Here is a 12,808-nt window from a genome sequence, read left to right on the forward strand (position 1 = left end):
CTTAATTTTGGCTACTCAATCTTGGAAATCAAGACTAATAAAGGACTTGAGCAAAAGATAATTTTTACTTATATATTCTTGCGGAAAATTGCTATTGACCTTAAAGCTGACTGCAATGTTTATCTTCGTAACATACAAATTTACAAAATATTATTTTACAGAAGATGAATAAATACGGAACTAATAACCAAGATCAATTATTTGGCTCTACAGAATCTGATATTTTAATGGGTTACGAAGGGAATGATACTCTTGGCGGAGGAGCAAGTGACGATCCTTGGCTCGATGGCGATCGCGGCAACGATGTTATCGAAGGTGGTGAAGGTAATGACTCTTTAGCTGGTGGCGAGGGGAATGACTGGGTACATGGAGATTATGGTGACAACAATTGGAAAAAAGATGAAAATGGCAACTATATATATGTAGGGGAAATAGATACTACTGGTGCTGCTGGTAGTGAAGAAAGTTCCTCCGCAACCGAAGATACTGACCACGACTACATAAGTGGCGGTGCTGGCAACGATATTCTGATTGGTGGTACTGGTGATGATGAGATCGCTGGTGGTACTGGTGATGATGAGATCGATGGCGGAAATGGTGATGATTACTGGCTAGCAGGTCAAGAGGGTGATGACACCATTAATGGTGATGCGGGTGACGACATCATGGAAGGAGGCGAAGGAAATGACCTCCTGAATGGTGGCATCGGCAAGGATAAATTGATGGGAGATATGGGAGAGGATACTCTTCAGGCTGGAGATGGAGAAGACTACGCCGATGGTGGCGATGGTAATGATTTAGTTGATGGTGGTGCAGGGGCAGATACTGTTAAAGGTGGACTAGGTGATGACAAAATCCTGGGCGGGACTGGTAACGATATCCTCGAAGGAGAAGCTGGCAACGATGAATTAATTGGTGGTGACGGTGACGACTACTGGATGTCTGGAGGAGATGGAAACGATACTCTCTACGGAGAAGCTGGACATGATGTTATGGACGGTGGTGCTGGCGAAGATCTAATGTATGGCGGTGCGGAAGATGATGTCATCTTGGGGCAAGAGGGTTCAGACACTATCTATGGAGGAGAAGGAATTGATCGTATTGATGGTGGTGCAGATCAAGATTTAATCGTTGCTGGTGATGGTGACGATGATGTTCATGGTGGCGATGGTGACGATATTGTTAACGGAGAAACAGGACAAGATGTTCTCTATGGCGATGTGGGGCAAGATTTAATCGACGGTGGCAAAGGACATGACTATCTTAACGGTGGAGATGATGACGATACTCTTCTTGGTGGCGATGGTATGGATGCTATTGATGGTGGTACTGGAGACGATCAAATTCATGGCGGAAATGATAACGATAGTTGGTTATTCGGTAATGCTGGGGCAGACACTATCCAGGGTGATTCGGGTGCAGATGTCCTTGATGGGGGTGATGGCAATGACTTACTAGAAGGCGGTACTGACAATGATGTTCTTATGGGTGGTGCTGATAACGATACCCTCAATGCAGGAGAAGGAGATGACTACTGGGTTGACGGTGGAGCAGGCAACGATATTGTTCACGGTGATTGGGGCAATGATACAGTTGCTGGTGGTGCTGGTAATGATTCGGTTAGTGGCGATACAGGTCTGGATGTGGTTTTGGGTAATGAGGGAGATGATACTCTCTTTGGCGGTGCAGATAACGATACTGTCGATGGTGGCTCAGGTAACGATCTTATCGATGGTGGTTTAGGTGCGGATGTCCTTAAAGGCGACACTGGTGATGATGAAATTTCTGGCGGAGAAGGTAATGACTACATTGAAGGTGGTATCGATAACGATGAAATTTCTGGGGATGAAGGCGATGATGTAATTTCTGGTGGTGCAGGTTCGGATCGAATTGAAGCTGGCTCTGGTGATGATGTCGTCATGTTCGACAGTGAAGACACTGTAGTTAAAGGTGGTGACGGTTACGATATTGCGATCGCCGAAACAGAACAAGCTGTTGTCCTCGACTTAGGCATTAATAGCTTTAACGAAGCCAAAGGTAATGCCGGCAACGATGTCTTTACTCATACCAATGGTGCAAGTGCAACAGCTAATTATTCTGTAGCAATGTACGGAGAAGCTGGCAATGACTCCATGACTGGTGGTGCAGCTAATGATTACTTTGAAGGTGGCACAGGCAACGATACGATTATTGCTGGTGTCGGAGAGGACTACGCGATCGCTGGTGCCGGAAATGACTCTCTGACGGGAGAAGCAGGACACGATCTACTAGAAGGTAATACTGGAAATGACACTATCTCTGGTGGCGACCATAACGACAATATCATTGGTGGAGAGGGTATAGATGAACTTTATGGTGATGCTGGCAATGATATTCTGACATTTGATGCTCAAGATACCGTAGTTGATGGAGGAGAAGGTTACGATGTCGCGATCGCCGAAGGTGATACAGCAATTACTCTCGATTTAGCTACCAGTCAGATTGAACTGGCTTACGGTACAGCACAGGATGATATTTTGACTAACTCTGGCAATGATAGCGTTGAAATTCATGGTAAAGCTGGTAACGATACTCTCTTTGGTGGCAGTGGCAACGATATCCTTAAAGGTGGATCTGGTACTGATGCTCTCTATGGTGAAGGCGGAAACGATAAACTAACTGCTGATACTGGAAGTGATTTACTCGATGGTGGTAGTGGCAACGATACTCTCTTTGGTAGCAACGATAATAACCAACTATTCGGTGGTTCTGGAAAAGATATTCTCTACGGCATTGATGGTCAAAATCAACTTTACGGAGGAAATAATAAAGACTGGTTATTCGGTGGTTCTGGTAACGATGAACTCCATGGAGATAGCGGAAATGACGAACTCTACGCCGAGGCTGGTAACGACTTCCTCGATGGGGGAATTGGCAATGACTTGTTACTAGGTAAAGAGGGTAACGATACTCTAGTTGGTGGTAATGGTGATGATATTCTTATCGGTGCCAATAGCTCTACTAATCAAGGTAACGGTTCAGTCGATGTGTTAACTGGTGGTGCTGGTGCAGATTACTTCATTCTTGGAGATATCGATGCATTCTATAAAGGAGGCTCAGCAGACTATGCCTTAATTACTGACTTCGATAGCGAAGAAGATCGTATTCAATTAAGTGGTGTCGCTGAAGACTATAATCTTGGTGCTGCTATCTCTGAAATTGATGGTTTTGGAGTCTACTTTCAAGATGAATTGGTTGCCATTATTCAAAGTACAACTGACTTTGATTTGACTGATACATCTTTTATCTACATCTAAAAAGAACTAATCTTTACAATTGCCAAAAAATAAGTGTTCATTTGTTTTGTAGCTCATTCTACTGATATTGTAGAGTGAGTTTTTTCTTAGCATCAATCATGTTCTGATTAATTCAAAAATCATTATCGCAATCAACTATTCACCATTAATTTGAATTAAGACATTACGGTGCCGAGGACCATCTAATTCAAAAAACAATATCGATTGCCATGTTCCCAATGCTAATTTCCCATCAACAATAGGAATGGTTTCACTATTGTTAAGCATCATAGCTATTAGGTGAGAATGAGCGTTGATCGGTTCATCAGGAGGAACATCTCTTAAATGTAAATCATTGTGTAAATACTTAGCTGTGGCTGGTGCTAGCTTGTGAAAATGATTTTTTAGATCCTCTAGTAACCTAACTTCATATTCGTTAATAGCTAAAGCAGTTGTTGTATGACGAACAAAGACAATTACCTGGCCATTTTGGATCGCGGTATTGGCTATAATCGCTTCAATTTCAGGAGTTAGATTATGGATATTGATCCCTGCTTCAGTCTCTACCTCAATAAATTTATTAATAATTGGCATTTTCTGGATTTTACGCTTTAGCCCTCTGTAATGTGTACTATAGCAATACGTCCTTAAGTTAGGACATAAAATTTCGATTCAAAAGCTACAGGCAACAGAAAATGTTTTAACCTAATTTAATACAGCTATATTAGATCTGCTCTTGAGATAATAAACTATATTGAGTGACCAGTTCAAAGTCTAGTTCAAAGTTCAATTTGTAGCTGACCAGTAAACGATTGATTATTGTAGTTACTATTCCCAGTTTGGCGATCGCGCACATTAGAATAGGTATAGCCTAAGTCTAATTTGAGATTGGACAAAAGCTGCGCTCCACACAAGGCTTTGTAAGTCCAAGCATTATCAGTTTCACTATCTAGCCGTTGTTGACCAAAAGCTGCGGATAACTTGCAATCCAAAAATTCATCAAACATTGTTCCTTGCCAAGCTAATTCTGCATTATAGACTAGGAAATCTGAGGGAGAGAAATAGCCGCTTACGTCACCTAAATCTTGTTCAAAGCTCCAGGTAAATAAATTGGCAGCTAAAGAAAAAGAACCTAATTTTTTTTCTAAACGACTAAAAGACTGAAACTCTTGATTACCATCATTAAAGGTGCCGTATTGACCTAAACTAAAAAGACTAAAATTAGGTCGAATCTGCCAATAGATACTGGGTGTAAAACGCCAAAAATTGATTTCATTTTCTAGGGTTTCGGCATTAAATTTATAAGCCTGATATTGAGCTTGTCCTGACAGAACAAATAAAGATTTTAATTTACCATCCGCAGTGATACTACTAAATAGAGGTGAACTGGCTTTTAGGGTTAAGGTTGGTACAGCAGCTAAACGATCAAAGAAATCCACTCCACCTGTTACAGTTAAATCAATATTTTTCAGCTTTGTTTCCCAAGCTAAATATAGAGGAATATTATTAACTGTCTCAATTTCGTCTTGCTTAAATAAGTTAGTACCAGTTTTTAAGACAAAAGATTGATTGTATAAATTAAACGCAATAGATTCTTCAATAAATTGATTTGTTTGTCCAAAATTATCAAAATCACGCTGAAAATCTAAGGTTAAGTTTTCTACAGTGAGTTGGGAAGAACTAGGGTTTTTAGTTGAATTTGGTTTAGTTTTTAATTCGATGTCTGCTGTACCAGATTTGATCGATGATTCATTAGATAAAGTTGGTGATGCTTTTGTAGGAAGTACTGTTTGAGGTATAACTTGGGGTCTAGATTCAGTTGGTATTTTTTCTTCATCATTGCTTTGTTGTCCGTCTTTTCCATGTGTTTCTGTAATGGGTAGAGATTGCAATTTGGGATTAAAGTTTTCAGGTGCCGCGATCGCTTTGGGGATAGTAAAAATGCTAATCGCGATCGCCAAGCTAGACCAAAATATTCGACAAATAACAAATGGCTGATGCTTGATAGAGTTACAGCAGTTTATTGAGCTTAGTGACATTACGGAAGGTAATTAAACGTGAGTTCGGAATTCGGAGTTAGAAGTTAGGAGTTATGTTGTTCTTAAGGAAACAATCAGGACTTTAGAGATTTAGAAATTAGAAAGTTGCGAAATATTTAAGTTTTTTCCACCTCGTCGAACTCACGTTAATTAAATTCATGTTTGCTAGAAAAAATATCTTTGTCTCTTGCTCTTTTTGAAGTTTATTCGGTGTTTATCAAAACCGCTATAGTCATGCTGGTTTTTACTGCGCTTTTCACCTTAAAAAGCTGTCAGCTTTAATTAACTACCTGCGTAGTAACTGATAGCTGATAGCTACAAACTAATTAATTATCAGCGGAGTCTATCCAATTGAAAACAGCTGTAAGTTTGGTTCACAGTTTTGTCAGAAACGAGTGCAAATCCTGATGAACTTGTTTAAATTCTGTTTGGGCTTTAGATAATATCGGCTGAGTATTATCAATTGTTCTTGATCGCCCTAGTTGTTCTAACTCTTCGCATAGTTGCGCTAGCTTGACTGCACCCAAATTAGCACTACTAGATTTCATACTGTGGGCTGCTTGTTCAATGATTTCTGCATCAGCCAGGTTAATAGCTTCAGCGATCGCCTTTAACCGGGCTTCAGTATCAGTAAGATAGCTAGTAACCATCTCTTCGATTAGTAAATTACCTTCTTCTCCTGCCATTTCACAGATAGACTCTAAAACAGAAAAATCAACCGCTGACTCTATTGTTTTCTCTATCTTTTCTATTTCCATAGGAGCATTTGGTAAATCATCCCTATCTTTTATTTTTCCAACTATTTGTTCGACAGGCTGACACCGACTTAAGGCTTCTCGTAACTCTTCTACTCGGATGGGTTTGCTAACATAATCATCCATCCCAATTGCCAGACACTTTTCGCGATCGCCTGTCATGGCATTGGCAGTCATGGCAATAATTCGCGGACGAGATTCCGCCGTCCATTCCCGGCAAATTAGCTCGGTAGCAGTTAAACCATCCATTTCGGGCATATGTACATCCATAAGTACTACATCATAGTGCTGACGGCGTAATGCTTCGAGGACTTCTACTCCATTACTGGCAACATCGGCACGATAACCCATTTGCTGCAAAATTAATAAAGCAACTTTTTGATTAACTACTATATCCTCTGCCAATAATATATCGAGGGGTAAACTATCAGCTAAATGTGGCTGAAGAAAAGCCGTATCAGTAGCTTTGACCCGGACTAATTTTCCACTTACAGCGCGAGTTAGTACTTGATACAGTTTGGATTGAGCAATCGGCTTGTTGACAATTGCTGACAAGTTAACGTCTTGAGCTTGTTGAATAATTTCTTGTTTGCTTAAGGAGCTTAACATTACTAGAGGTAAATCTTGATAATTTGGTTGCTGACGGATAGCTCTAGCTAAACTTAAGCCATCCATAACCGGCATCTGCATATCCAAGATTCCTAAATCAAATTCAACTCTCTGAGAGATTAATTCTAAAGCTTTTGCCCCAGATTCTACAGCACAGCTAGACATTCCCCAAGATTGAGCTTGTAAGGTTAAAATTTTGCGATTTGTGGCATTATCATCTACGATTAGCAGTTGTTTGCCGATTAAACGATTTTCAGGTAATGTGTCTTTAACTAACTCTTGAGCAACGGTAGCCGAGATCGTAAAGTAAAAAGTAGAACCCACGCCAACTTCACTCTCGACCCACATTCTGCCCCCCATCATTTCACTTAGCTTTTGACTAATTGCCAAGCCTAAACCTGTTCCACCATATTGACGAGTGGTAGAAGCATCCACTTGACTGAAGGACTTAAACAAACGATCTAGGCGATCGCTGGGAATACCAATCCCGGTATCTTTAACGGCAAATTCAATTTGATATTTATCCGCGGAATTAGCCCAAGCTTGGCTCATGAAAATACTAGAATCTCCAAGGGCTGATTGTTCTTTGATTTTCCGACTCCTGACCGATACTACTACTTCTCCTGCTTCGGTAAATTTTACGGCATTGCCAATTAGATTAACTAAAATCTGTCGTAGTCGAGTAATATCTCCCACAATATTATTAGGGGTATCAGGTTCAATTAGATAAGCTAGTTCCAATTGTTTCGACTCCGCTTTGGGAGCAATCAAATTTAGTGCTTCTTCAATACAGCAATTGAGGGCAAAGGGTTGAGCCTCAAATTCCAGTTTTCCTGCTTCAATTTTAGAAAAATCGAGAATATCGTTAATCAGGGTAAGCAAAGCATCTCCACTACTGCGGATTGTCTGAACAAAGTCTTTTTGCTGTGGATTTAATTTAGTATTGAGCAATAAGCCTGTCATCCCAATCACCGCATTCATGGGAGTACGAATTTCATGACTCATAGTAGCCAGAAACTTACTTTTAGCTTGGTTGGCTGCTTCTGCTTCATCGCGAGCCTGTGCTAGTTTGGAGCGCGAATTTCTGCGCTCGATTTCGCCACCAATCCACTGTGCCATCAATTCGATTAATTCGATTTGGATGGTTTTAAAAGGTTCGGGGTGAGGTTTGAGACTCGAAAAATTGAGGGTGCCATAAACTTCCCCTCCAACCATTACTTTTGTGCCTAGATAGGCTGGAGGATTAGTTTCAAGATAACAGGGATGGGCTTGCCAACTGAGACGTTCGGCATTGTCTGTCTTATCCCCCTGGAAGCTGATGGGATGTTGGGCTTGGATAGTACGCTCACAACAAGTTTGCTCTACACTAAAAATATCTCCCACACTGACTTCTAAAGTAGAATCAGCAGTTAGTTTAACTGCAACTATACGATAGAGATCGTTTTCAATCTTGCTCAAAATCCCTACATCTAAATTTAGTTGTTGACAACCCATGAGCAGAATTTGTTCAACTCTGAGGGAAAAACTGCGTTCGGCTCTCGTTGTCACTTCGTAGAGATTCCGAATTGAAGCTTCGCGATCGCGTAATTCTTGTTCAGCTTGTTTGCGCTCGGTAATATCTCTTTCCACCGATACAAAATGGGTGTATTTCCCTTTTGGATCGGCAATAGGAATTATATTTAGCTCCACCCAATATTCCCGACCATCTTTGCCATAGTTAATAATTTCCGTTTTAATTGGTAGCCATCGAGTGAGAGATTGTTTGATTTGAGAGAGAGTCAGGCGATCTGTCTTTCCTCCTTGCAGAATACGAGGCGTTTTACCAATTACTTCTGCTGGAGTATAGCCAGTCATAAAGGTAAAAGCTTCATTGACGTATATTATTTGCGGATGATCCGGCGCATCTATAGATTCCGCTTCGGTAATAACGATCGCATCATTAGCATTGACCACCACAGATTCTAGTAACCTCAGACGTTCATCTGTTTCTTTGCGTTCAGTAATGTTCCGTAGATTAAGCACAATCCCATTTACCGCAGAATCATTTAAGAGGTTATTGGCGATCGCTTCGATAGTTAGCCAGGAATTATTTTGATGCCGAAAGGATAATTCTATGGGCGCGGAAACACCAGGATTTTGCGTCGCTTGATTCAAGAACTCGGCAACAGAAATATACTCTGTTTCCAGAATAAAAGTCAGTATATCTTGACCGAGGATAGCTTCCGGTTGATAGCCTAAAATAGATATAGCAGAAGGGCTTACATAGATAATGACTTGCTGACGATCCAAAATAAAAATTACGTCAGAAGCCTGTTCGATTAAGGAACGAAAATAAGCCTCGCTTTGTTTGATTTCAGTCTGAGCTTGCTGTAGCTTTTCTTCTCGGGCAATTACTTCCAAGTTAAGATGTTGAAAAGCCTTAGCTAGTTGTCCTGGTTCATCGTAACGACTGGCAATTGAGGCGATCGCTTGAGACTCTAGTAATGTCTCTGAACCATAGTTAAGCTCCCGCTCTCTCAATTTTTGAGAGACTTTGGTTAATTGCTTAAGAGGTTTAATAACTGCCCGTCTGAGTAATAAATTAATGGCATAAATAACTAGAGTAAAAATAGTTATAAAAATAGCGATCGCCAGTAACCAATACTGATGACCTCTGGCAAATACTTCATTAGCTGGTACATAAATAGTTTGTGCGGCAACTATTTCATGTAATCTCCACCCAAAACCATTTTTAGCACCATAGGTATTAACCATGCTCTGAGGAGCATCTTGCGGTCTTCCATGACATTGCAAACAACTAATATTTTTGATTGCTAAAGGACGGGCAATATAAAATAATTTTTCACCATGACGATCGTAATAGCCAGTCTTTTCCTTTAAATTAGGATTTTGCCGAAACTCTTCTACCAATCCAGTTTCAAATTCATCTGCTCGATCTCTAGGATTAGTCGGATTTAAAGTAGCTTCTTTATACAAAAAGCCTTGATATTCTGGACTTTGACGAAAATTTTCAAATACTTCTCGCGCTGAATATGCAGGAACAGTTTCAGGAATAAATTCAGGTTCAGTTTGTAAACGCTCTGATAATAAAGGTTTAATATTGTTGCTGGTGTAATTTCTGACTGAATTCATTGCTTGAGTGAGGATTTCTGCTCTAGCTATTACTTCTTCTTCTGCTCGATTTTGCATGGCAGCAGACAAAGTAACACCACTTACCAAACTTCCGATCATCAAAATTAACAGCAATAAGGCATTGAACTTTACACCTAGATTCAGCCTTTTCATCGATTAAATTTTAAATTGATAATATATTTTTATACCGTCGCATCTTAACTTAATTTTTTTGATTTCAAGTGATTATTGACTACTAATTTTTACCTCTATGCCTTTGAGATAAAAATACATATTCGAGTTTGAATAAATAAAGGATTCTTGGACATTTAAAAAAACATCAATTTTACTGAAAATCGACAAAATTTCAATTTAAAGAAAAGTCAAACAAAATACATTTAATAATATTTAATAAATTTTGGGGAATTATAAAATCACACTTTAAAGTCTCTTGCTATTTATTTTGAGATGAATCATAATTCTGCCCCAAAATCGCCATTAGTTTTAGTAGCTGATGACGATCAATCTACGCGAATTCTACTACGTCTTATTTTGCGAAAAGAAGGTTATCAAATAATCGAAGTAGAGAATGGACAGGAATGTTTAGCTGCTTGGCAAAAACATCAGCCAGATATGATTTTATTAGACGCGATGATGCCTGTTATGGATGGTTTTAGTTGCTGTCAGCAACTCCACCAAATGAAAGAAAATGAATTGAGTATTCCGATCTTGATGATCACCGGATTAAATGATAAAAAATCGGTAGATCGGGCATTTGCTGTCGGGGCAACGGATTACATTACCAAACCAATTCATCCTCCAGTACTATGTCAGCGTCTGAAACGTATCCTCAAAGCCGCTAAAGCCGAAGCAGCTTTGAAGGCAAGTGAAGCTAAGTTACTACAACAAAATTTGCGATTACAATCAGAGCTGAATCAAGCCTCAGATTATGTGCGATCGCTTTTACCACCACCGTTAACCAAAAAAATTAAAATCGAACAACAGTTTGCTCCCTCAGCTCAATTAGGGGGAGATATTTTTGATTATTACTGGCTCGATCCCAACCATTTGGTAGTTTATTTATTAGATGTGGCAGGACATGGAGTCAAATCTGCTTTACTTTCAATTTCAGTCTTAAATATTTTGCGATCGCAATCCCTATATAACACTGATTTTTATGAACCCTGGACAGTACTAACCGAACTCAATCGCGTTTTTCAAATGAATGAAACAGGAGACAACTATTTTACTATTTGGTACGGTGTCATTAACCTAACCGACCGAGAATTAGTTTATGCTACTGCTGGTCATCCCCCAGGTATTTTTTTTTCTCAAGAATGTCAAACTATTCAGTATTTAGATAACGACAACATTCCCATAGGTATGTTGGAAGAATATGACTTTGAACAAGGTATTTGCTCGATTACATCTGGTGATTCTTTATATATTTTTAGTGATGGAGTATATGAAGTTTCTCAATCTAACGGCAAGCTTTGGGGATTTGATAATTTAGTTAAGTTAATAAAAAAATACCAATATAGTGACAATTTAAGTTTAGAAAACATTCGACAACATATTCAAAATCAACATCAAGAGCAAGTCTTAGATGATGACTTTTCTTTGTTAAATATTGTTTTGTAAGAGTTAATTGGCACTTACGGTATACTTGGCTTCAAATTCTTGGCGATCGCCATAAACCTGAAATATACGATCCATTCTGGAGAGTTCAAAAATTATGCGTACTTGATCGCTCAAAGAACAAAGAGCTAATTCTCCTCCAGCAGCTTTAACTGCTTTTAGGGTAGCAACCAAGGCTCCCATCCCCGAGCTATTCATAAAGGTAATGTCCTGTAAATTTACCAAAACAATTTTGACCCCACTATTAATCAGATCTAGAATTTCGCGGCGTAGATCATTGGTATTAACACTATCCAAAATACCTTCTGGTTGTATAATTTTAAAATTAGTTGTCATATAAAATACTCCTACTTACTTTGAGATAGTAAGTCATATATTTATTTATATAATAGTTCCCATTTTTCACTAAAAAATAGAACAATAGAATTTTAAATTAATCGTTTTAATTAACCTCATTTTTAAACATCTTATGTTCTGTTCAAAAACTGGTTTTGATGTGTCTGGTTAAAACTATTAAAAGAATATAAAAACTTGACTAGATATTATTTATTGCCTAAATTGCTGATAAACTTATACCGACACTTTTGATACTATTTACTATCGGCGACAAGTTAGATCAGAAAAAATTCGCATGATGCTACAGGCTTACTAGTCAAGGAAGTAGCTTCAGAGGAGTTAGTAGATATTTCTACCCAAGCATAATTGAGCCTGCTAAATAATTCTGTATATGCTGGGCATTATCAAAAGAAAGCTCCTCTGCTGGAGGTAGATCATCTAAATCAAAGGCTTTGGCCTCGATGATTTCCAACTTATCTTTGATCTTTATTTCTCCTCGTACTTTAGCGACTACAACTGTACAGATAGAGTGAAATCTGGGATCGCGATCGCGTGTAGAATAAACACCAGCCAAACCTTTTACTTTAATTACCTCTAGACCAGTTTCTTCAGTTAATTCACGACTTGCTGTTTCCTCGACACTCTCTCCCCATTTCATCATTCCTCCTGGCAAAGCCCAAAGTCGGGTATCCCTCCGTCGAATCAAGACGAGTTTATTGTCAGGTAACAAGGCGATGACTCCAGTACCAGGAAAGGGAAAAGGGCAAATTAGCCCTAAAATTGAATGGGATAGAGATCGCCAGTTAAATTTGAATCGAAAAGAGCGATTGCCAGACACGGTAATAGACTGAGACATTAAAAACACCTTTAGTTATTCAATTTCAGGTTATGCAAAATTATGAATATTCACAGCTTAGAAAATTTTGATGACAAAACTATGACTAAGTAATGACACTAATATGTCGTTACAGAATTTGAAACTAGTAAATAACAAATTACCCAATTACTTGAGTAATTATGTCGCGACCAAAATTGATACGCGTTC

Annotated in this window: 7 protein-coding genes; 2 read left to right on the top strand and 5 right to left on the bottom strand. The window is 39.0% G+C overall.

Annotation, left to right across the window (positions count from 1 at the left end):
• Positions 1 to 164: 164 nt before the first annotated feature.
• A complete protein-coding gene (locus PLEUR7319_RS0109930) occupies positions 165 to 3,296 on the top strand; it encodes a calcium-binding protein (protein ID WP_019505071.1) in 3,132 nt (1,043 codons plus the stop codon).
• 135 nt (positions 3,297 to 3,431) lie between these two features.
• Here PLEUR7319_RS0109930 and PLEUR7319_RS0109935 read toward each other — a convergent pair whose 3' ends face one another.
• The 3 genes from PLEUR7319_RS0109935 to PLEUR7319_RS0109945 form a co-directional block, all read right to left on the bottom strand.
• The gene (locus PLEUR7319_RS0109935) at positions 3,432 to 3,869 is read right to left on the bottom strand and encodes a secondary thiamine-phosphate synthase enzyme YjbQ (RefSeq protein WP_019505072.1); all 438 of its coding nucleotides are present in this window, start codon (positions 3,867 to 3,869) and stop codon (positions 3,432 to 3,434) included.
• A gap of 185 nt (positions 3,870 to 4,054) precedes the next feature.
• On the bottom strand, positions 4,055 to 5,314 hold the full coding sequence (locus PLEUR7319_RS34805; RefSeq protein WP_144054280.1) for an outer membrane protein: 1,260 nt from the start codon (positions 5,312 to 5,314) through the stop codon (positions 4,055 to 4,057).
• A 374-nt stretch (positions 5,315 to 5,688) separates the two neighbouring features.
• Positions 5,689 to 9,963 carry a response regulator gene (locus PLEUR7319_RS0109945; RefSeq protein WP_019505074.1) on the bottom strand — a complete coding sequence of 1,425 codons (4,275 nt, stop codon included), beginning with the start codon at positions 9,961 to 9,963 and terminating at the stop codon, positions 5,689 to 5,691.
• Between the two features lie 294 nt (positions 9,964 to 10,257).
• Here PLEUR7319_RS0109945 and PLEUR7319_RS0109950 point away from each other — a divergent pair, with 294 nt between their 5' ends.
• Positions 10,258 to 11,430 (top strand): SpoIIE family protein phosphatase, encoded by a 1,173-nt coding sequence (locus tag PLEUR7319_RS0109950; protein WP_019505075.1) that lies wholly within the window; start codon positions 10,258 to 10,260, stop codon positions 11,428 to 11,430.
• Positions 11,431 to 11,433: 3 nt separating this feature from the next.
• On the opposite strand, the gene PLEUR7319_RS0109955 is transcribed toward PLEUR7319_RS0109950, so the two are convergent.
• Complete coding sequence (locus PLEUR7319_RS0109955; protein WP_019505076.1) at positions 11,434 to 11,763, bottom strand: STAS domain-containing protein; 330 nt, start codon at positions 11,761 to 11,763, stop codon at positions 11,434 to 11,436.
• Positions 11,764 to 12,115: 352 nt separating this feature from the next.
• Complete coding sequence (locus PLEUR7319_RS0109960; RefSeq protein ID WP_019505077.1) at positions 12,116 to 12,619, bottom strand: NUDIX domain-containing protein; 504 nt, start codon at positions 12,617 to 12,619, stop codon at positions 12,116 to 12,118.
• Positions 12,620 to 12,808 lie beyond the last annotated feature (189 nt).

It is taken from the genome of Pleurocapsa sp. PCC 7319, from assembly GCF_000332195.1.
In the GTDB taxonomy this organism is placed as follows: domain Bacteria; phylum Cyanobacteriota; class Cyanobacteriia; order Cyanobacteriales; family Xenococcaceae; genus Waterburya.

Coding starts and splice junctions, on each gene's coding strand:
- PLEUR7319_RS34805 (WP_144054280.1), bottom strand. CDS start 5,314: ATGTCACTAAGCTCAATAAACTGCTGTAACTCTATCAAGCATCAGCCA.
- PLEUR7319_RS0109930 (WP_019505071.1), top strand. CDS start 165: ATGAATAAATACGGAACTAATAACCAAGATCAATTATTTGGCTCTACA.
- PLEUR7319_RS0109960 (WP_019505077.1), bottom strand. CDS start 12,619: ATGTCTCAGTCTATTACCGTGTCTGGCAATCGCTCTTTTCGATTCAAA.
- PLEUR7319_RS0109935 (WP_019505072.1), bottom strand. CDS start 3,869: ATGCCAATTATTAATAAATTTATTGAGGTAGAGACTGAAGCAGGGATC.
- PLEUR7319_RS0109950 (WP_019505075.1), top strand. CDS start 10,258: ATGAATCATAATTCTGCCCCAAAATCGCCATTAGTTTTAGTAGCTGAT.
- PLEUR7319_RS0109955 (WP_019505076.1), bottom strand. CDS start 11,763: ATGACAACTAATTTTAAAATTATACAACCAGAAGGTATTTTGGATAGT.
- PLEUR7319_RS0109945 (WP_019505074.1), bottom strand. CDS start 9,963: ATGAAAAGGCTGAATCTAGGTGTAAAGTTCAATGCCTTATTGCTGTTA.